The sequence below is a fragment of the uncultured Parolsenella sp. genome (assembly GCF_934660935.1).
Taxonomy (GTDB): Bacteria; Actinomycetota; Coriobacteriia; order Coriobacteriales; family Atopobiaceae; genus Parolsenella.
Genome location: NZ_CAKUIH010000003.1, coordinates 37750 through 59211, shown reverse-complemented (window position 1 = coordinate 59211; position 21462 = coordinate 37750). Strand labels below are relative to the sequence as shown.

General features: G+C 65.4%; 15 protein-coding genes. 10 read left to right on the top strand and 5 right to left on the bottom strand.

The features are described from left to right. Positions 1 to 16 precede the first annotated feature (16 nt). Entirely contained in the window at positions 17 to 1462 is a 1446-nt protein-coding gene (locus tag Q0H23_RS02165) for a Sapep family Mn(2+)-dependent dipeptidase (protein WP_293835228.1), read from the top strand. A gap of 27 nt (positions 1463 to 1489) precedes the next feature. Further along, positions 1490 to 2155 (top strand): YoaK family protein, encoded by a 666-nt coding sequence (locus Q0H23_RS02160; protein WP_293813946.1) that lies wholly within the window; start codon positions 1490 to 1492, stop codon positions 2153 to 2155. Positions 2156 to 2308: 153 nt separating this feature from the next. On the opposite strand, the gene Q0H23_RS02155 is transcribed toward Q0H23_RS02160, so the two are convergent. Next, the gene (locus Q0H23_RS02155; protein WP_293835225.1) at positions 2309 to 4741 is read right to left on the bottom strand and encodes a hypothetical protein; all 2433 of its coding nucleotides are present in this window, start codon (positions 4739 to 4741) and stop codon (positions 2309 to 2311) included. Positions 4742 to 4935: 194 nt separating this feature from the next. On the opposite strand from Q0H23_RS02155, the gene Q0H23_RS02150 reads away from it, so the two are divergent. After that, positions 4936 to 5310 (top strand): hypothetical protein, encoded by a 375-nt coding sequence (locus Q0H23_RS02150; protein ID WP_293835222.1) that lies wholly within the window; start codon positions 4936 to 4938, stop codon positions 5308 to 5310. A gap of 132 nt (positions 5311 to 5442) precedes the next feature. Here Q0H23_RS02150 and Q0H23_RS02145 read toward each other — a convergent pair whose 3' ends face one another. From Q0H23_RS02145 to Q0H23_RS02130, 4 genes are all read right to left on the bottom strand, one after another. Then, positions 5443 to 6120, bottom strand: coding sequence for a DUF1015 family protein (locus Q0H23_RS02145; protein WP_293835219.1), 678 nt, complete (start codon positions 6118 to 6120; stop codon positions 5443 to 5445). Between the two features lie 81 nt (positions 6121 to 6201). After that, positions 6202 to 7365 carry a phosphoglycerate dehydrogenase gene (locus Q0H23_RS02140; protein WP_293835217.1) on the bottom strand — a complete coding sequence of 388 codons (1164 nt, stop codon included), beginning with the start codon at positions 7363 to 7365 and terminating at the stop codon, positions 6202 to 6204. After that, positions 7365 to 8459 (bottom strand): 3-phosphoserine/phosphohydroxythreonine transaminase, encoded by a 1095-nt coding sequence (gene serC, locus Q0H23_RS02135; RefSeq protein ID WP_293835214.1) that lies wholly within the window; start codon positions 8457 to 8459, stop codon positions 7365 to 7367. Before serC ends, Q0H23_RS02140 begins: the two co-directional genes overlap by 1 nt. 245 nt (positions 8460 to 8704) lie before the next feature. Further along, entirely contained in the window at positions 8705 to 9364 is a 660-nt protein-coding gene (locus Q0H23_RS02130; protein ID WP_293813952.1) for a helix-turn-helix transcriptional regulator, read from the bottom strand. Between the two features lie 406 nt (positions 9365 to 9770). Here Q0H23_RS02130 and Q0H23_RS02125 point away from each other — a divergent pair, with 406 nt between their 5' ends. From Q0H23_RS02125 to Q0H23_RS02095, 7 genes are all read left to right on the top strand, one after another. After that, positions 9771 to 10814, top strand: a complete 1044-nt coding sequence (locus tag Q0H23_RS02125) for an amidohydrolase family protein (RefSeq protein WP_293835212.1) — start codon at positions 9771 to 9773, stop codon at positions 10812 to 10814. Beyond that, a complete protein-coding gene (locus tag Q0H23_RS02120; RefSeq protein WP_293835209.1) occupies positions 10760 to 11047 on the top strand; it encodes a hypothetical protein in 288 nt (95 codons plus the stop codon). The genes Q0H23_RS02125 and Q0H23_RS02120 overlap by 55 nt, the downstream gene beginning before the upstream one ends. 767 nt (positions 11048 to 11814) lie before the next feature. Then, complete coding sequence (ssnA, locus tag Q0H23_RS02115; RefSeq protein ID WP_293835206.1) at positions 11815 to 13167, top strand: putative aminohydrolase SsnA; 1353 nt, start codon at positions 11815 to 11817, stop codon at positions 13165 to 13167. A gap of 199 nt (positions 13168 to 13366) precedes the next feature. Next, positions 13367 to 16366, top strand: coding sequence for a putative selenate reductase subunit YgfK (ygfK, locus tag Q0H23_RS02110; RefSeq protein ID WP_293835204.1), 3000 nt, complete (start codon positions 13367 to 13369; stop codon positions 16364 to 16366). A gap of 117 nt (positions 16367 to 16483) precedes the next feature. Beyond that, on the top strand, positions 16484 to 17008 hold the full coding sequence (locus tag Q0H23_RS02105; RefSeq protein ID WP_293835202.1) for a 4Fe-4S binding protein: 525 nt from the start codon (positions 16484 to 16486) through the stop codon (positions 17006 to 17008). A 10-nt stretch (positions 17009 to 17018) separates the two neighbouring features. Next, the gene (xdh, locus tag Q0H23_RS02100; RefSeq protein WP_293835200.1) at positions 17019 to 19838 is read left to right on the top strand and encodes a selenium-dependent xanthine dehydrogenase; all 2820 of its coding nucleotides are present in this window, start codon (positions 17019 to 17021) and stop codon (positions 19836 to 19838) included. Between the two features lie 104 nt (positions 19839 to 19942). Then, a complete protein-coding gene (locus tag Q0H23_RS02095; RefSeq protein ID WP_293835198.1) occupies positions 19943 to 21454 on the top strand; it encodes an ABC transporter ATP-binding protein in 1512 nt (503 codons plus the stop codon). Positions 21455 to 21462 lie beyond the last annotated feature (8 nt).

Below are 21462 nucleotides of genomic sequence, written 5' to 3'. Positions count from 1 at the left end.
GAAGCTAGGAGACCCCATGGCAGAGAACAATGCCCAGCTAAAGGCAGACATCGAGGAGTTCGTCGACCGCGTGTGGCCGGAGGTCCTCGACGACATCGAGGCTCTCGTCGGCCACTGCAGCGAGGAAGATCTCGAGCATGCCACCGAGGGTGCCCCTTGGGGCCCCGGTCCGCGCGCGGCACTCGACGAGGCGCTTTGTATCGCCAACGTCTGCGGCCTCGAGGCACATGACTGCGAGGGTTACCTCGGCTATGCGGACCTTGTCGGCGAGTCCGAGAAGCAGATCGCCACGATCGCGCACGTCGACGTCGTCCCCGCCGGCCCGGGCTGGCACACCGACCCATTCGAGATGGTCCGTCGCGACGGCTGGCTCCTCGGCCGCGGCGTCATCGACGACAAGGGCCCTGCGGTTCTCTCGCTCTACGCCGGTCGCTTTTTCGCGGAGCGCGTCACGGCCACGGGCAAGCGCCTGCCGTACACCCTGCGCGTGATCCTCGGCGCCAACGAGGAGACCAACATGGGCGATGTCGAGTACTATCTCGCTCACAACCCCGAGCCGGATTTCCTCTTCACGCCGGACGCGGAGTTTCCGGTGTGCTGCGGCGAGAAGGGCCTCTACGGCGCGACCTTCCGCTCCGCGCCCATCTCCGGCTCCGTCGAGGGTTCCGTGATTCGCGCGATCGAGGGCGGCAGCGCCACCAACGCTATTCCGAGCCTTGCCGCAGCCATCGTCCGCGCGGACGCTGCCACGCTGCCCGTCGCGGCTGACCTCGAGATCGAGGACGCCAGTGAGGACGGCGAGACGCTCGCCCGCATCACCGCGCACGGTATCGGTGGCCATGCGAGCATGCCCGCCGGCACGAAGAACGCCATCGCCATCCTCTGCGCCTACCTGCTCGAGAACGGTCTCTGCTCTGATGCCGAGCGCACGTTTCTCGAGCTCGAGGCCACCATCCATGCCTCCACGGACGGCTCGAGCCTTGGCATCGCCGCCACGGATGACATCTTCGAGCCGCTCACCTGCATCGGCGGCACCCTGCGCCAGACCGTCGACGGCCGTCTCGAGCAGACGGTCGACTCCCGCTACCCCAAGTCCACGACGTCCGAGGCGATCGACGCGGAGCTCGAGAAGATCGCTGCCGCCTACGGCTGCGAGTTCGAGCCCGGCCGTGCCGTCGTGCCGTTCTACGTCTCGCCGGATTCCCCCGAGATCCAGACGCTCGTGCGCTGCTACAACGAGTACACCGGCAAGGACACCAAGCCCTTCACCATCGGCGGCGGCACTTACGCCCGCCATTTCAAGAACGCTGCGAGCTTTGGTCCGGAGGTCCCGGGCCTCGAGACGCCGGAGTGGGTTGGGTCCATGCACGGCCCCGACGAGGGCGCGAGCGAGGAGCAGCTGCGCGAGGCGCTGAAGATCTACATCTGTGCCATCGCCGAGCTCATGAAGCTCGAACTTTAGGAACCTGACCCTGAGGAGGTATTCCGCGTGGAGCGCGCGAAGCAGATTTCCGAGTCCATCGAGATGGGTGCCATCATGGCGCTCGCCGGCGGCTTCATGGACGCCTATTCCTATATCGGCCGGGGAGGTGTCTTCGCCAACGCTCAGACGGGAAATATGCTGCTCGCGGCCGTGAACCTATCGAGTGGTGACCCGCGCTCGTCTCTCAAGCACCTGCTTCCGGTCATCGCCTTTGCGCTTGGCATCATGATGGCGGACCTCGTGCATGAGCGCTTTGCGAGCGTGCTGCACTGGCGTCAGGAGACGGTCCTCGTCGAGGCGGCGATCCTATTCGTCGTGAGCCGTCTGCCGGAGAGTCAGAACCTGCTGGCGAACTGTCTCACGTCGCTCGCGTGCGGTACGCAGGTCGAGAGCTTCCGCAAGATCCACGGGCATGGCATCGCGACGACGATGTGCATCGGCAACCTACGCTCGGCGCTGCAGAACGTCGACGACTTCATCATCACGCACAACCGTGGCTTCCTGCTTAACGGCCTGCTCTACTTTGGCGTTATCGCCATGTTCATGGCTGGCGCGGTGCTGGGCAACGCGTGCATCGGCTGGTTTGGCCTACGCGCCATCGCCGTGGCCTCCGCCTTGCTCGCGCTGGCCTTCACCGTGATGTTCGTTGATCTTGAGGGCAACGAGGAGTAATCGCGACCCGCAGAACGCAGTTGCGCCCGCAGAAGGGATCTCCTTTCTGCGGGCGCTTTTGCTAATCTGAAAAAGGGAACCTGAAAAAGGGACTGTCCCTTTTTCAGGTTGCGGCGGAAAAGTTGACAAAGGGACTGTCCCTTTGTCAACTCTCTAGCGGTCGGGCTCGTTTTCCATGGAGTTGGCGACACCGTGCATGACGTCGTCGCCGGAAAGCGCGCTGAGGAGCGTCGCGAAGCCGCGCGCGACGGGGAAGACCTCGGCGTCCGTGGCGCCCTGGGCAGCCTCCACCAAAACCTCGACCACGCGCTCCGTGGGAGCGAGCGGGATGTTGGTACGGCGGAGCGTCTCCTCGACATCCTCTGCCGCCACGCCATCAGAGCTGTTCTCGACACGCAGGCTCATGAGCTCGATGTGAGCCGCCATGCTGCAGGCGGAGTGGCTCATGACCGCCTTCTGATAGCACGCGTCCGCGACGTCAGTCTCGCCGAGCTTCCACTCGAGGAACGCGAGGCGGTAGTAGCACACGCCCACGCTCTGCGGGTCGAACGCGTACTCGAGCTGCTGGATAAGCTCGTTCGCCGCGGCCTCGAAGTCATGGTCGAGCTCGAAGCAGCGGGCGGCGCGGAGCGTGCCGGAGACATCGAATGGGCAGAGGTCCTGAGCTCGACGGGCGAAGCCGAGGGCTTCTTCCTGGCGGCCGGAGTCAATCAAGGCACTCGCCATGAGGAGCTGGGCGGCGAAGTAGGCGTCCGGCACGAGGCGGACCTCCTCGCCCTCCTTGGCAAGAAGCCTGTTGTAGAGCGCGCGGGAGACATAGCTCGTGAACTCGCGCCAGACAACGCCGTTGCCGTCCGCGTAGGTGTCGAGGGCGTCGACCGGGGCAAGGACGTCCGTGAGCGTCTCGATGGCGTCTGCGGACTTGCCGCTCGTGACCTGGTCGAGCGCGATCGCCGTCGCGCGGGAGAGGGCGCCGCCGTTGACGAACTCGTCCACGAAGGCGAGGGAGTCCTTGTCGTCGAGACGGCCGTCGATGATCGCCTGGGCGCAGCGCTCGCCGGCCTCGCGCACCGTAGCGTCACGGTCATTCTGCGTGAGGTCGAGGATGCGGCGGACATCTCCCAACGTGGTGCCGCCTAGCTGGCGCGCGACGGCCTCGGCCACCTGGGAGCGATGCGCGTCTTCGTTGATGCCGAGATCATGCACGTACTTCGTGCCAAGGAGGCTGGCCTCGAAATCCGGCAGGATGCGGCTCGAGAGATCGACGTTGTCATAGCGGCTCGCGGGGCAGAAGCGCTCCGCCTCCGGCACGAAGCCCTGCTCGACCGGGCAGAGGCGGTCTTCCTCGATGCGGAAGTCGACGCCCAGTTCGCGGCAGAGCTCGCGTGAATCGAAGGGCTTCGAGAGGTCATGCTCGCGCAGGGCCTCTCGCGAGATGTCTGCGCTGACGAGGCACCGGCGCCCGCGCGGGCTCTTGTCGACCACGGCGACGAACGCGTGGCAGAGGCGCCTCGAGCTGCGGAAGGCGTGCGCGGCGAGCAGGAGCGTCAGGCGAAGGGCGTAGTCTGTCGCCATTTGGTCGCGCATCTGGGAGGTAGCCGGGATGATACGGCCGAGCCCCTCGGAGTAGACGGAGTGGGGCTGGCAGAGGGCGTCCCTGTAGGGCGTCTCGATTGCGATGTCACCGCCCATGAGGTTCACGCGGAAACGCACGGAGAGGCGGAGCGGCAGGCGAAGGCTCTCGATGCCCGCGGAGAAGGTCTGGCGCACGCCCCACTCGCCGGCGACGTCGAGCATGCTCGCCTGCTTGATTGGCTTGGTGCCGAGCTGCGCGGTGAAGGTGCTCGCAAGGCCCTGGTTGAAGGCGTAGCACTCCTCGAGCGCGGCGGTGTGGTCGAGGCCCTTCCAGGCGAAGAGCGCGCGATTGAGGGCGCCTTCGAGGGCGATCACGCGCAGGGCCTCGCGCTCCGGAATGCGGCGCTTCGTCGTGCGGAGGAAGAAGCTCTTCGAGCGGTAGGGGAGGACGACCCCGAAATCCGGGATGTGAGCGCCGGGGTCATCGATTCCGGCCTCCTGGAGACCGCGGGCGAGGTAGAGGGAGAAGGCGTCCGGGTGCGGGGTCGTGGGGTCATCATCCGCCGAGCGCTCCTGAGCGAGGGTGTCGCGCGTGAGCGCGCGGAGCTCCCTCAGGGGGTTGTCCGCCTCGGCGAGGCGGCGGGAGAGCTCCTCGATGTCGCGGGGCTCGTCGTAGAGCGGGGCTGCGGGGACGTCGGCGTCAGTGGCGTTGTTGGCGTCAGGCGTGTTGCCAGACGCGACCATTGCAGCTCCGGCGTCGCTGGCCTGCGTGTCGCCATCCGCTGCGGTGTCAGCAATGGTGCCACTCGCGGCGTCTTTTGCCGCCGTGGCCGGCTGGCTATTCGCTTCGCGGGACGGGAAGGTGACGATGCCGTCGCGCGAAAGCCTGCCAAGCAGGAAGCACACGACGCTGACCAGGCCCAAGATGGACCCGATGGCGAAGCCAACCAATACCATGTTCGCGCTGCCGCCCATGAGCTCCTCTCCCAGCACTGAGACGTCGTGCTTCACGTGGTTCGCACGTCTGTGCGCCTTTATAATTTGCCTATCTTAGCTAACTATACCCGGCTACGGCGCAGCGGTGTCTTCTGGATATGACACCCGTGCACACGCACATAAAACCGCACGTTTTTGGCGTGTCGCGGGATGCCGTAGAGCCGCCGGGCCGTATCGCGCCGCGCCTGCGGCGAACAGAGGAGGAACCCATGCCCGTTGACATCAAGAGCCTCGCCGCACAGATCACCGAGGCAATCACGAACGCCCCGGAGCTCGCGCAGGAGCTCATCGACTCGCCCGCGCAGACCGTCGAGCGCATAACCGGCCAGAGCGAGGTGGATCTCACGGAGCTCTTCCAGCTCGTGCTTTCGAACCTCTCGAAGGTGGGCATCGACCTTTCCGGCCTCGACCTGACGAGGCTTGACCTGACCGCGATCGACCTCTCGAGGCTCGACCTCGGCGAGCTCGCCGGCATGGCGCGGTCCCTCGGCCTCAGCTTCACCGACCTCGCGGGAGCCGCGTCTGGCCTGCTTGGTGGCAGCGGCGTGTCCGGCCTGCTCGGCAGCCTCTTCGGTGGCAAATAGTCGGCGCGCGACTTCGCCATAGCCTACCGCTTGTAACGTTTCGAGGCCAAAAACGCGCTCAATCCCTTACAAACGGTAGGTTTCGTGCCTCGTCCGGCGTAGCGCCCCGCGCCGAACGTGTGCCACCCGCCCCTAGGCGAAGCGGTGCAGTAGCAGGCCGTTTCCGGGCAGAAGCTCGCACTCGACATCCTGTCCGCGCGGGACGAGGAGGGCGAGCGGGTGCAGGGCCGGCGATCGGGCGTCGAGGCTAGGCTTGCCGGCGCGGGCCTCGGCGGCGATCGCCACGGCAGCCTTCGCGGCGGCGAGGTCTCCCGTGGGCGCCACCTCGGTCGCGCCAATCGCCGCGACGATGGCCCCGACGGCATCCTCCCTGCTTACGCGCCACACTACGACCTGCGTACCAGTTCCGTTCGAGAGGTTGTAAAGCGGCGTGGCCGTCTGTGCTGCCGCGACGATCGTCTGGATTGCGAAGTTGTTCTCGTACGCGAGGGTCACGGCGTTCGTATGAGCGCCCAGGGAGCGCATGCGCGCGGCGGTCGAGTCTGCCGCGTCCGCGATTCCCGCCTCGGCGTCCTCACTGGCTGCTGCGGCAACGAGCCCGGTGAGCTCGCCGGCGTCGCAACAACACACGATGCCCTGGCGCACGACATCGCCGTCGCGACGTGCCACGAGGTAGAGCGCACGTCCCAGGTCCTGCATGTACGCACCCGAGGCGACGAGCGCGTCGAGCTCGGCGGCGGTCGCGGGCTCGCACATCTCGCCCATGCGCGTCGGAACGGGGCGGACGCTCGAGAAGGCCTGGATTTGCATCGTGTTCCTCCAAACTGAAAAGCGGCTGGGGGCCAAGGCCACCCAGCCGCGCGGGTTCGGGCGAGCGAGCCGTTGCGGTCGCTACTTGATGACTCGCACGCGATAGATCGCGGGAATCGCCTTGAGGGCTTCGATCGTAACATCCTCGAGGTGCTCGTCGGTGTCGAACATGGTGTAGGCGTTCTCGCCGGCGCTCTCGTTGACCATGCGTTGCACGTTGGCGTTGTCCTTCGCGAGGATGGCCGTGATTTGGCCGATCATGTTGGGGACGTTTGCGTGCAGGCACGCGATGCGGCTCGCGGCGCGCGCCTTGCCCATCGAGCAGGTGGGGTAGTTGACGGAGTTGGCGATGTTGCCGTTCTCGAGGTAGTCCTTGAGCTCGCTGATCGCCATGTCCGCGCAGTTGGCCTCGGCCTCGCCGGTGCCCGCGCCGGAGTGCGTGGTGATGAAGGTGTTGGGCATGCGGACGGTCTTGGGCGTGGCGAAGTCCGTCGCGAACCAGGAGAGGCGACCGCCGCGGAGAGCCGCGTCGACGGCGTCCTCGTCCACGATCGTCTCGCGTGCGTAGTTGATGAGGATGGCGCCCGGCTTGAGCAGGCCGAGGACGTCCGCGTCGATCATCGAGATGGTGTCGGCCTTGCTGGGGACGTGGAGGGTGAGGTAGTCGCAGTTGCGGCAGAGGTCCTCGAGCGTGCCCACGCGCTGGACCTCGCGCGAGAGCACCCACGCGTGCTCGACGGAGATGAACGGGTCATAGCCGAAGACCTGCATGCCGAGGTCGACGCAGGCGTTGGCGACCTTCGAGCCGACGTTGCCCAGGCCCACGACGCCGATGCGCTTGCCCTTGAGCTCGTGGCCGACGAACGCCTTCTTGGCCTTCTCGGCGTTGACCAGGATATTCTCGTCATCCGCGTGTGCGCGGACCCAGTCCATCGACTGTACGACGCCGCGGCTCGAGAGGATGAGCATCGCGAGGACGAGCTCCTTGACGGCGTTGGAGTTGGCACCCGGCGAGTTGAACACGACGACGCCTCGCTTGGCGTACTCCTTGATGGGGATGTTGTTCACGCCGGCACCGCAACGAGCGATGGCACGGACGGATTCCGGCAGGTCATAGCCGTGGAGGTCGGTCGAGCGCATGAGGATGGCGTCTGCGCCATCGGCATCGGGGACGAAGTCATAGCCCTCGCCAAATTCGACGTTGCCGTCCTTGGTGATGTCGTCGATCGTCTTGATGTGACGCATTACGCATGCTCCTTCTCGAACTCGGCCATGTAGTCGACGAGGGCGCGGACGCCTTCGACGGGTACTGCGTTGTAGACGCTCGCGCGCATGCCGCCCACGAGCCTGTGACCCTTCACGCCGGAGAGGCCGCGCGCGGTGGCGCCTGCCACGAACTCGGCGTCAAGCTCGTCGCTGCCCGTGCGGAATGTGACGTTGGAGATCGAGCGGCTCTCCGGCTGGGCGTGGCCGTGGAAGACCTTGCTGTGGTCGAGGAAATCATAGAGCAGGCCACTCTTCTCGAGGTTGCGCTCGCGCATGGCCTCAAGGCCGCCCTGCTCCTCGATCCAGCGGTAGACCTTGCCGCACAGGTAGATGCCAAAGGTGTTGGGCGTGTTGAGCATCGAGCCCTTCTCGGCCTGGGTGCGGTAGTCCATGTAGGTGGGGCAGCTGGGGATGGCGGGGCCGTCCTCGATGAGGTCCTCGCGCACGATGACGACGGTCACGCCCGCGCAGCCGGCGTTCTTCTGGGCGCCGGCGTAGAGCAGGCCGTAGCGGGAGACGTCGATGGGCTCCGCGAGGAAGCAGCTCGATACGTCGCCGACGAGCGGAAGCTCGCCGGTGTTGGGGATGTCGTGGAACTGCGTGCCGAAGATGGTGTTGTTCTGGCAGAAGTACAGGTAGTCATAGCCATAGATCTCTGCGAGCTCGCCAACGCCGACGACGCTGGGCACGCGGTCGAAGTTGGTCCACTCGCTCGTGGCGATGACCTCGGCCTCGCCGTATTTGCGAGCCTCCTGGTATGCCTTCTTGGAGAAGTTGCCAGAGACGATGTAGGCCGCACGGCCTGTCGCCATGAGGTTCATGGGGATGCCAGCAAACTGAAGCGTGGCGCCGCCCTGCAGGAAGAGGACCTTGTAGTCGCTGGGGATGTCGACGATGCGACGGAGGGTCGCCTCGGTTTCGTCGAAGATCTGCTGGTAGGCAGAAGATCGGTGGCTCATCTCGAGGACACTCATACCGCAGCCGCGGTAGTCGAGCATTTCCTCGGCGCACTCTGCGAGCACGCTTTCGGGCAGGGCCGAGGGCCCCGCTGCGAAGTTGAAGACGCGAGCCATGTGACCTCCTTGCCGCCGGCGAACCGACGCCTCGTTGCCCCGCGGGATGTTGGGGCTAGTTGCAAGTGCCATTAGGATAGCCGTCTCCGGTAGTTTTTCGTGTTAAGCCTTGGTAACGGAGCTCGAAGGTTGACTACGCTCGCGGGCGGTGTGCGCGCGGGTGGGTCTCCGGCATGCAAGTGGGTTTTTGTCTGCGGGCGTCCGGCGGTTGCCGGCGGAGAGCAACGTGGAACCAGTGCCTCCGCCTATGACTCGTCCGTGCTCTTGGCTTCGTCGAGGTAGCTGTAGAGGGTGTACTTCGAGATGCCGAAGTACTTGCAGACCTTCGGACCGCTCTTGGTGATGAGGAAGGCGCCCGTGTCGTTGAGGTAGCTGATGGCGCGCACGCGCTCCTCCTTGTTCATGAGGGCGGCAGGCTTGCCAACGAGCGCGACGCTCTGCTCGATGAGGTCGTCAAGCAAGTCCGCGACGTTCTTGACGATGGGCTCGGGGTCGCCGGTCGGGTCATCGTTAGGGCCAATGCCAGTCAGCGCGGAGAGGGTGTCCGCGGCGGCGGAGATAAGCGTGATGTCATAGTTGATGCCGAGGATGCCGATGGGCGTGCCTTCCTCGTCGCGGATGAAAACCGTGCTAGAACGTAGGATGCGGCCATCGTCCGTCTTGGTGAGGTAGGCGAGACGGTCGTCGAGCTTGTGGAGACGGCCCGCCTTGGCGGCCTCGAGGACGACATGGCTGGGGCCGTCGCCGACGGTGCGGCCGGTGACGTGGCCGTTCTCGATTGCGACGATCGAGCGACCGGGGTCGGTCGTCTCCAGGTCATGGATGACAACTTCGCAGTTCGACCCAAACTGTACGGCAATGGCGTGGGCGAGACGAGAATAGAAGTCGACTTGGGTTGCGTCCATGAGAGGCCTTTCAAATTGTTTAGGGTGAATCCGCTGGTCTCTCGACCGTTACACCGTATTGTAAACGGTCTACCTAACTTAAAGTATGGTACTAGATTACGACAAAAAATTAGTAAGGGAGAGCGATGCCGCGCGCGCTGACGGGCGACTGGCCTGTGGCGTCGGCAAGTGGGGTCGGCTGAGCGACGTCTGCCAATCGCGCTGCCCACCGCGCCGTCTGTCGCGCCATCGGCAGCACCGCGCGCCGTTCGAGCTGCTCGCGCCGTCTGTCACGTTACCCACCGCGCCGCTTGCTACCCGCGCTGCTTGCTGCGCCGTCGGCCGCGTCGCACTGCCCACCGCGCCGGCGCTCGCCATCATCTTTATCGTTAAATACGCTCTAATTTAGAGCCGAGAGGAGCAAATCATGGATGCTAAGTCCTTCGTTCTCAAGGGTAACGTCTGCTATAACACTACCCCGCAGGAGGTCACCTGCGTGCCATCCGGTTACGCCGTGTGCGTCGATGGCGTCTCCGCCGGCGTGTTTGCCGAGCTGCCGGAGGAGTTTGCCGCGCTTCCCCTCATCGATTGCGGCGACAACCTGATCATCCCCGGCATGAGCGACATCCACATCCACGCCCCGCAGTATGCGTTCCGCGGCCTCGGCATGGACCTCGAACTGCTTGATTGGCTCAACACCCACACCTTCCCGGAGGAGGCCCACTACGCGGACCTCGATTATGCCGGCCGTGCCTACGACATCTTCGCGGATGATCTGCGCCGCAGTGCCACGACGCGCGCCGTCGTCTTCGGCACGCTCCACGTTGAGGCGACCGAGCTGCTCATGGACAAGCTCGAGGCCTCCGGCATCACCTCCTACGTGGGCAAGGTGAACATGGACCGCAACGGTGGCGTTGACCTCGAGGAGGACACTGCCCAGTCCGCGGCTGACACTCGCCGTTGGCTTGCCGACGTCGACGGTCGCTATGACCACACGGCGCCGATCATCACTCCGCGCTTCACGCCGAGCGTCACCGACGAGCTCATGGGCGAGCTCGCGTCGATTCGCGACGAGTTTGGCCTGCCCGTCCAGAGCCACCTTTCCGAGAACCCCTCGGAGTGCGGCTGGGTCAAGGAGCTGTGCCCGTGGTCGAGTTGTTATGGCGACGCGTATGACCACTTCGGCATGCTGGGCGATCGCACCGTCATGGCACACTGTGTCTATTCCGACGAGACCGAGACCGAGCTTTTGCGCAGCACTGGTACGTACGTGGCGCACTGCCCGCAGAGCAATGCCCAGCTATCGAGCGGAATCGCGCCCGTTCGTCGTTACCTCGACCTTGGTATGAACGTTGGCCTCGGCACGGATGTGGCAGGTGGCCGAACCTCTCGATGTTCCGCTGCATGGCGGATGCCGTGGCGGTTTCGAAGCTGCGCTGGCGCCTCGTCGACGATGGCCTTGCTCCTCTGACGACGCAGGAGGCTCTGTGGCTGGCGACGGTCGGCGGCGGCTCGTTCTTCGGTCGCGTGGGTTCTCTTGCCGAGGGCTACGAGTTCGACGCCCTCGTCCTCGACGATTCCGCGATTCGCACTCCGCGTGTGCTTGACGTTTGGGAGCGGGTCGAGCGCTACGTCTACCTTGCTGAGGAGGGTGGCCGCCTCGTGCGCAAGTTTGTTTCCGGCCGCGAGATTGATCTCTCTTAGGAGGGTTGGCGCGGGTCCGTCCAACTGGGCGGGCCCGCGTTTTTGGTTTGTCTGGCTATCCGTTGTCGCGGCTTTGTCTGGACCCACCCCTTGCCTGGGCCCCCTCTTGCCTGGGCCCCCTCTTGCCTGGGCCCGCCCCTTGCCTGGACCCACCTCTTGTAACGTTTCGGGGCCGAAATCGATGGCGAACCCTTACAAGAGGTAGGTTTCGGCGAAGCGCGTCCACCGCGCCTCGCGTCGGTCGCGCCGTGCGCTGACGCTGGGCCTTATGCCAGGCAACTCGTCGTGCCGCCTGGCTTTTGCCTCACGCTGGTGAGCGCTCCAAACAATCTGTTTGCCTGCGGGCGAATCCGTTGGCCATTGTCGTGCGTTGTTGTCGCTTGTGAGTAACGAAACCCCAGCTAGCTCGTGTGGCAATGCCGACTAAAAAAAGATACCGTTCGCCGAAACGTCACAAATTGCTCGAATCGCGAACGCGGGGATAAACCTGCAGATATAACAAATAGTTAGGGCTAAAAACATAATGTACGCGCACTGCCGCTCGCCAGAGGAACGACATGGGTTTGCGGATGAATGGCAACAATGGGTTCAAGTCATGGTCACGAGGCCATGCTGCGCGCGGCGGGGGAGGGCCCGCCGGCGTTGCGCGAAACGGGGACACCCGCATGCGCCACGCGAGGCGGAGCAATCCGTCAGCCGGAGTCCGGCCGCGCTTCCATCAAAGAGTTGCAGGTGACAAACCCCGCCTGCCCGTTGGAGGGAGCACTATGCTGATCGTCGGCAATGGTCGTGTCATTACTCGCGACTCCAAGAACCCCTACCTCGAACGCGGTGCCGTCGCCATCGATGGAGACGCCATTTCCGCCATCGGCGATGAGGAGGAGCTCAAGGCCGCTAACCCTGGCTACGAGTACGTCGACGCCCATGGTGGCGTCATTATGCCGGGCCTCATCAACTGCCACACACACATCTACTCCGGCCTCGCCCGCGGCCTCGCCATCGAGGGCTGCAACCCCACCAACTTCCTCGAGAACCTCGAGCAGCAGTGGTGGAAGATCGACGACAACCTCACGCTTGACGGCACCCGCGCCTCCGCCTACGCCACGATCCTCGACTCGCTTCGTGACGGCGTGACCACGATCTTCGACCACCATGCCAGCTTCTGCGAGATCCCCGGCTCCCTCTTCGCCATTAAGGACGTTGCCAAGGAGCTCGGCATGCGCTCCTGCCTCTGCTACGAGGTTTCCGATCGCCGTGGCGAAGAGAAGCGCGACCAGTCCATCGCGGAGAACGCCGAGTTCGCAAAGTGGGCCCATGACGCCCGCGAGGCCGGTGACAACATGATCGCCGCGATGTTTGGCGGCCACGCCACCTTCACCCTGTCAGACGAGACGATGGACAAGATGGCCGAGGCCAACGACGGGCTCACCGGATTCCACATCCACGTCTGCGAGGGCATGAACGACGTCTGGGACTCCCGTCTCAACCGTGGCGGCATCTCGCCCGTCGAGCGTCTGCTCCAGCACAACCTCCTCGGTCCGGACACCATGCTCGGCCACTGCATCCACGTGACGCCTGCCGAGATGGACATCATCCGCGAGTCCGGCACCTGGCTCGTCAACAACCCCGAGTCCAACATGGGCAACGCCGTTGGCTGCGCTCCCGTCCTCGAGTTCTTCCGCCGCGGCATCCCGGTCTGCATGGGCACGGATGCCTACACCCACGACATGCTCGAGAGCCTCAAGGTCTTCCTGATCATCCAGCGCCACAACGCCGCCATGCCCAACGTTGGCTGGGGCGAGGCCATGACCATGCTCTTCGAGAACAACGCCAAGATGGCCACGAAGTACTTCGGCCGCCAGCTCGGCATTCTCGTGCCCGGCGCCGCCGCCGACGTCATCGTCATGGACTATCCGGTCTTCACGCCCTTCTCAGACGAGAACATCGACGGCCACATGCTCTTCGGCATGATGGGTAAGAACTGCCGCACCACCATCGTCAACGGCAAGGTCCTCTACAAGGACCGCGAGTTCGTCGCCTTCGACGAGGAGCGCATCAACGCCTGGACCCTCGAGCAGTCCAAGAAGCTCTGGGGCGACCTGAACCACCGCACCTACTAGTTTGTCCTCCTTCGGGCCGGCACGCCGCCGGCCCGTGGGCGTAGCCGGGCTGGGACCTGGCTACGCGTCCTCGTCCGGATGGGGTCTGGACGAGGACAAGGCGGCCTCCGCGGGGCCGTCGCGCGGGCGTAGGCTCGCCCGCGTTATCCACACTCGCCACGTCGCGCGGTCTCGACGGGGCAGGAGAGGAGCTCACACCATGAGCGACGTCATGAGGCCGATCCCGTTCGCACAGCTGATGAACTGGATCATCACCGAGCACGCAGACAAGGGCAGCATCTTCGGCATCCGCAAGATCGTGCGTCACGAGGGTGGTGCCGACCCGATCTTCGCCGAGAAGATCGAGACGCCCTTTGGTCCCGCCGCTGGCCCGAACAGCCAGCTCGCCCAGAACATCGTCGCCTCCTACGTGGCCGGCGCCCGCTTCTTCGAGCTCAAGACCGTCCAGGTCATGGACGGCGAGGAGCTTTCCGCGTGTGTCAACAAGCCCTGCATCGTGGCTGAGGACGAGTGCTACAACTGCGAGTGGTCCACGGAGCTCACCGTTCCGCAGGCCATGGACGAGTACATCAAGGCCTGGTGGGCCTGTAAGCTCCTCGCCCGCGAGCTCGGCCTCGGCGACCCGAACGGCTTCGTCTTCAACATGAGCGTGGGCTATGACCTCGAGGGCATCAAGAGCCCCAAGGTCGACGCCTACATCGAGGGTATGAAGGACGCCTCCAAGACCGACGTCTGGGCCGAGTGCCAGGCCTGGGCCAGTGCCAACCTCAACCGCTTCGAGAACGTTGACCAGGAGTTCGTCGACTCCGTGAGCCCGCGCGTCTCCTCCTCCGTGACCGAGTCCACGCTCCACGGCTGCCCGCCGGCGGAGATCGAGCGCATCGCCACCTATCTCATCACCGAGAAGGGCCTCAACACCTACATCAAGTGCAACCCCACGCTGCTCGGCTATGACTACGCCCGCGAGCGTCTCGATTCCCTTGGCTTCGACTACATCGCCTTCGACGACAAGCACTTCCGCGAGGACCTGCAGTGGGCCGACGCCATCCCCATGTTCGAGCGTCTCATCAAGCTGACGGCGGAGCGCGGCCTGTCCTTCGGCGTCAAGCTCACGAACACCTTCCCCGTTGACGTCACCCGCAAGGAGCTCCCGAGCGAGGAGATGTACATGAGCGGCCGTTCGCTGTTCCCGCTCACCATCCACCTTGCCCACCGCATCTCCGAGCAGTTCGACGGCAAGCTTCGCATCTCCTACTCCGGCGGCGCTGACGCCCAGAACATCCGCGATATCTACGGTGCCGGCATCTGGCCCGTTACCATGGCCACGACCGTCCTCAAGCCCGGCGGCTACGAGCGCTTCTCCCAGATCGCCGGCCTCCTCGCCGATGTCGCTCGCAAGGATGACGTCGACGTTGCCGCGGTCGCCGCTCTCGACGAGGCCGTCGCCGTGTCCCCGAAGTACATGAAGCCCATCAAGCCGATGCCGACCCACAAGCTCGACTGGCCGCTCCCGCTGACGAGCTGCTTCACCTCGCCCTGCCGCAATAACTGCCCGATCGAGCAGGACATCCCGGCCTACCTCGCCGCCGTTGACGAGGGCAGGCTCGATGACGCCCTCGCCATCATCGCCGAGCGCAACGCCCTGCCGTTCATCACTGGCAACCTCTGCCCGCACCCCTGCGGCTCCAAGTGCATGCGCGCCTTCTATGAGCCCGAGGGTGCCGCCATCCGCGCGAGCAAGCTCAAGGCCGCCCGCGGTGGCATCGACTCCCTGCTCGCCGCCATCAGGGCCGACGGCGTCAAGGCGCACGACGGCGCCGCCGACCACAAGGTCGCCATCATCGGTGGTGGCCCGGCTGGTCTGGCCTGCGCCTTCTTCCTGTCCCGCGCCGGCGCCGACGTCACGATCCTTGAGCGCAAGGAGACCCTGGGCGGCGTCGCTCGCCACATCATCCCGGCGTTCCGCATCTCTGACGAGGACATCGACCGCGACGTCGAGCTCTGCCTCGCCTATGGCGCCAAGGTCAAGACCGGCGTCGAGGCCAAGTCCGTCGCGGAGCTCAAGGCCGAGGGCTACACCGACGTTGTCGTGGCCTGCGGTGCCTGGGCTCCCGGCCACGTCGGCCTGGAGTACGGCGAGGAGATCGACGTTCTCGAGTTCCTCGGTGCCGCCAAGAGGGGAGAGGACCTCTCCGCCCTCGGCACCGACGTCGTCATCGTCGGCGCTGGCAACACCGCCATGGACGCCGCCCGCGTCGCCAAGCGCCTCCCCGGTGTCGAGAACGTCCGTATCGTCTATCGCCGCACCAAGCGCTACATGCCCGCCGACGAGGAGGAGCTGGCCGAGGCTCTCGCCGAGGGCGTCGAGCTGTGCGAGCTGCTCGCCCCCAAGGGCGTTCGCGCTGGTGTCCTGACCTGCGACAAGATGGTCCTTGGCGAGCCTGACGAGTCCGGCCGCCGCAGCCCCGTCGCCACCGGTGAGGTCGTCGAGGTCCCGGCCACGTCCGTGATCTGCGCCGTGGGCGAGCACATCGAGGGCTCCCTCTACGAGGCCGCCGGCGTCGAGGTTGACCGTCGTGGCCGCCCGGCTGGCTGCGCCACGGGCGTCGAGGGCGTTTGGGCTGCCGGCGACTGCCGCCGTGGCCCCGCGCGCTTCGTCGACGCGATCGCCGACGCGCAGGAGGTCGCCAAGGGCATGCTCGGCGTTGATTTCGCGGCCTATGCCAGCGAGAACGTCCGCACTGGTCACGAGGGCGAGTGCTACGCCCGCAAGGGTGACCTCCGCCTTGGCTGCGCCGGCTGCTCCAAGAACTCCGGCTGCCTTGGCTGCGCCACCGTGTGCGAGGCCTGCTGTGACGTCTGCCCGAACCGCGCCAACGTCGCCATTACCGTGCCGGGCCTCGCCCAGCACCAGGTCGTCCACGTTGACGGCATGTGCAACGAGTGCGGCAACTGCGCCGTGTTCTGCCCGTGGAGCGGTCGCCCCTACAAGGACAAGCTCACGCTCTTCTGGAGCGCCGAGGACATGGGCAACTCCGAGAACCAGGGCTTCCTGGCGCAGCCCGACGGCACGTTCCTCGTGCGCGTCGACGGCAAGACCGCTGCCTACGACGTCGATGACGCCGCGTGCGGCCTGCCGGAGGAGGTCCGCCTGACCATCAAGGCCACGCGCGACTCCTACGGCTACCTGTTCGCCTAGAGGCGAGACCCGGGCCGTCCCTTTGTCGGGCGGCTCGTATGGCCAGACAAGTAAGTACCGATTCAAGACCTGGGTGGCGCCGGGAGCGTCCGGCGCCACCTTCCGAGGGGAACGACCATGGGTGAGATGACCCCCAAGACAGCTAAGCCAAAGGCTCCCGCGCGCCCGCGCAAGCCGCGTCCCATCGCGTTCGTGCGCTGTGGCGGCGGCAACAAGACCTGCGACGACGCACCGTCGTGCGGCCAGGGCTGCATCGGTTGCGGCAGCTGCGCTGAGGCCTGTAAGTTCGGCGCCATAAGCATGAACGAGCACGGCGTGGCCTTCGTCAACCGCGAGCTCTGCCGCGGTTGCGGGGTCTGCGTGCGCAAGTGCCCGAAGGGCGTCATCGAGCTCGTCGACCCGGATCGCCCGATCCGCGTGCGCTGCGTAAACACCTCGCACCCACAGACGGCAAAGGACAAGTGCCATATGAGCTGCATCGGCTGCGGCCGCTGCGCGCGCGTCTGCCCGACGGGCGCGATCAGCCTCGACCATGGCCACGCCCGCATCGACTACGACGAGTGCATCGCCTGTGGCATGTGCGCAGTTACCTGCCCGCGCGGCGCCATCTCAGACGCCGGCGGCATGTTCGCGGCAGTGTAGGGGAGACGACATGACTACCAACGAGAAGAAGACCGCCGTCGCGGCGCAGGGTGCGCCGTCCGAGGCGTATGAGATTATCGTCAACGGGCGCGTCGAGGTGGCTCGCGAGAACAAGTCGCTCCTCCGCTTCTTGCGCGACGACCTCCACATCACGAGCGCCAAGGACGGCTGCTCCGAGGGTGCCTGCGGCGCCTGCATGGTCATCGTCGATGGCCGCGCCGTCCGCGCGTGCGTCCTCACGACGAAGCTCGCGGCAGGCCGCACCGTTACCACGGTCGAGGGTCTTACCCACGAGGAGCAGGAGGCCTTCGTCTACGCGTTCGGTGCCGTGGGCGCCGTCCAGTGCGGCTTCTGCATCCCCGGGATGGTCATCTCCGGCACCGCCCTCGTGCGCAAGAACCCCGACCCCACGGAGGCCGAGGTCAAGCGTGCCATCCGCGGCAACGTCTGCCGCTGCACCGGCTACAAGAAGATCATAGAGGGCATCCTGCTCGCCGCCGCCATCCTGCGTGGCGACGAGGTGATCGATCCGGCCCTCGAGCGCGGTGATGACTACGGTGTGGGCAAGCGCGCCTTCCGCGTCGACGTCCGTCGCAAGGTCCTCGGCTTTGGCAAGTACCCTGACGACCTCGACCAACGCGACTTCCCGGACATGGTCTTCGCGAGCGCCGTCCGCTCCCGCTTCCCGCGTGCCCGCGTGGTGAAGATCGACTTCGAGAAGGCGGCCAAGCAGCCCGGCATCCTCGGCATCCTCACCGCCGACGACGTGCCCGTCAACCAGGTGGGCCACCTCATCCAGGACTGGGACGTCATGATCGCGGAGGGCGACATCACCCGCTGCGTCGGAGACGCCATCGTGCTCGTGGTGGGCGAGACCCCGGCCCAGGTCGAGCGCGCGAAGAAGTTCGTGAAGGTCACCTACGAGCAGCTCGAACCCGTCCGAAACATCGCGGAGGCCGCCGCTCCGGACGCCCCGCTCATCCATGACGGCTTCCTCGCCTTCGGCAACCAGGTGAAGCTCGAGAACAACATCTGCCAGCAGCGCCACGTCACTCGCGGCGACGCCAAGACGGCGCTCGAGAACTCCGCGTTCACGGCGACGCAGAGCTTCACGACACCGTACACCGAGCACGCCTTCCTCGAGCCCGAGTGCGCCGTCGCCGCCCCTTACAAGGACGGCGTGAAGATCTGGTCGACGGACCAGGGCGCCTATGACACGCGCAAGGAATGCGCGCACATGTTCGGCTGGGACGCCACGCCCGAGCGCGTCGTCGTCGAGACGATGCTCGTCGGCGGCGGCTTCGGTGGCAAGGAGGACGTCTCCGTCCAGCACCTTGCCGCGCTGGCGGCGGTGCACTTCGGCCGCGCGGTCAAGTGCCGCCTCACGCGCCAGGAGTCGATCTACTTCCATCCGAAGCGCCACCCGATGGAGGGTACCTTCACGCTCGGCTGCGACGCCGAGGGCAACTTCACCGCGCTCGACTGCGAGATCAACTTCGACACGGGCGCCTACGCGAGCCTGTGCGGCCCGGTCCTCGAGCGTGCCTGCACGCACTCCGTCGGCCCCTACAAGTACCAGAACACCGACATCCGCGGCTATGGCTACTACACCAACAACCCGCCTTCCGGCGCCTTCCGTGGCTTCGGCGTGTGCCAGAGCGAGTTCGCGCTCGAGAGCCTCATCGACATCCTCGCCGAGAAGGTCGGGCTGGACCCGTGGGAGATTCGCTATCGCAATGCCATTGAGCCGGGCGAGGTCCTCCCGAACGGCCAGATCGCGGATTGCTCCACCGCCCTCAAGGAGACCCTTGAGGCCGTGAAGGACGCCTACTACGCGCATCCCGGCCACGCGGGCATCGCCTGCGCGATGAAGAACTCGGGCGTCGGCGTCGGCCTGCCGGACGCGGGCCGCTGCAACATCCGCGTCGAGCATGGCCGCGCCGTGGTCTATGCCGCCACGTCCGACATCGGACAAGGCTGCAACACGGTCTTCCTGCAGGACGTCTCCGAGGCCTGCGGCCTTCCGCGCGAGCGCATCGAAAACGGCGAGTGCTCGACCGAGAACGCGCCCGACTCCGGAACCACCTCCGGCTCCCGCCAGACGGTGGTCACGGGCGAGGCCGTCCGCGGTGCCTCGTTCCTGCTGCGTGACGCCATGATCGCCTACGAGCGCGACCACACCCTCCCCGAGGGACCTGTCAGTGCCAAGGGCGACGGCAAGAGCTTCTCGTTCGCGGACGGCACGAGCTTCGAGGTGCCCGCCGCCGAGCTCGTCCCCGGCAACACCCGCACGGCGTCCGATCCCGTCGCCGCACTCGAGGCGCTCGAGGGCAAGGAGTTCTTCTACGAGTATCTCGAGCCCACCGACAAACTCGGAGCCGACGTCCCCAACGCGAAGAGCCACATCTGCTACGGCTTCGCCACGCATGTAGTCGTGCTCGATGACGATGGCCGCGTGACCGATGTCTACGCCGCACACGACTCCGGCAAGGTCGTGAACCCGATCGCCATCCAGGGCCAGATCGAGGGCGGCGTCCTCATGGGCATGGGATACGCGCTTACGGAGGACCTGGGGCTCGAGGATTGCGTCCCCGCCGCCGGCTACGGCAAGCTGGGACTCTTCCGCGCGACGGACATCCCCGACATCCACGCCATCTACGTCGAGCGTGACGAACAGCTGCCCGTCGCCTATGGTGGCAAGGGCATCGGCGAGATCGCGACCATCCCGACAGCCCCGGCCGTCCAGAACGCCTATCGAGCCCTTGACGGCAAACTTCGCCCGAACCTTCCGATGGTCGATACCTATTACTCTCGAAAGAGGGCAAAATAGGACATAAAAGAAGGCATACTGGGTTGGTAAGCTGACAGTAATGGTAGAGAAACAACCCGGATGGAAAATATCTCTGAAGGCACGCGATTGGAAAGGTGGTAGCTATGGCCGAGTTGCTTCGCATGGACAACATCAGCAAGGCATTCGGCACGTTCTACGCGAACAAGAACGTAAACCTCGATATCGAGCAAGGCGAGGTACATACGCTTCTTGGTGAGAACGGTGCCGGCAAGTCGACGCTCATGAACGTCCTCATCGGCCTTTACCAGCCAACTGACGGGCATATCTTCATGCGCGGGCAGGAGGTGCACATCACCAATCCCGGCGTCGCCGTCGAGCATGGCATCGGCATGGTCCACCAGCACTTCATGCTCATCGAGGACATGACGGGTCTCGAGAACATTATCCTGGGCGACAAGCGTCACAACTCGCCGCTGCTTCAGATCGCGGATGACCGCAAGGCCATCGAGGAGCTCATGGATCGCTACGGCATGGAGATCGACCTCGACGAGAAGGTCGGCGACATGTCCATCGGCATGCAGCAGCGCGTCGAGATCATGAAGGTCCTGTTCCGTGGCGCCGACCTCGTCATCCTCGACGAGCCCACCGCCGTCCTGACGGACCTCGAGGTCGAGGGCCTGTTCGACATCATGCACTCGCTCACTGCCGAGGGTAAGTCCGTCATCTTCATCTCCCACAAGATGCGCGAGGTCATGCGTATCTCCGATCGTGTGACGGTCCTCCGCCGTGGCGAGACCATCGAGACGGTCCGCGTCGCGGATACCACCGAGCAGGAGCTTGCGGACCTCATGATCGGCCAGAAGTTCACGGAGAGCACCTACCAGAAGGTCACGGACGCCTCCGAGACTGCCTTCGAGCTCAAGGGCGTCTCCTATCAGCCCGAGGTCAAGCACGGCGGCCTCAAGAACGTGTCGCTCGCCATCCACAAGGGAGAGATCCTCGGCGTCGCCGGCATCGACGGCAACGGCCAGAGCCAGCTCGCCGCCCTCGTCACGGGCCTTCTCAAGCCCGAGTCCGGCGAGGTCATCGGTCCGGACGGTTCCGCTATCGGCCTCTTCAGCCCGAGCGCCTTCATCGAAACTGGCCTTGGCAACATCCCCGAGGACCGCAACAAGATGGGCCTTGTCGGTGACATGACGGTCGCCGAGAACCTCGTGCTCAAGGCCACCGAGGACGAGCGCTTCTCCGCTGGTCACGGCGCCTGGCTCAAGCTCGACGCCATCCGCGAGCATGCCGAGCGCCTGCGCGAGGAGAACGACATCCGCTGCACCTCCGTCGAGCAGACCGCCCGCTCGCTCTCCGGTGGCAACCAGCAGAAGGTCATCCTCGCCCGCGAGCTCGACGCCCACCCGAGGCTTCTCGTGGCCGTCTATCCCACGCGCGGCCTCGACATCGGAGCCACCGAGTTCATCCATGATCAGATCATCGCCCAGCGCGACGCCGGATGCGCGGTCCTTCTCATCTCCGCGGACTTCGATGAGGTGCTGAAGCTCTCGGATCGCATCACAGTCCTGTTCGAGGGCGAGATCATGGGCACGTATCCTGGTGCGAATCCTCCCATCAAGGAGATTTCGCTCGCCATGGCAGGAAAGTAGGAGGGGAG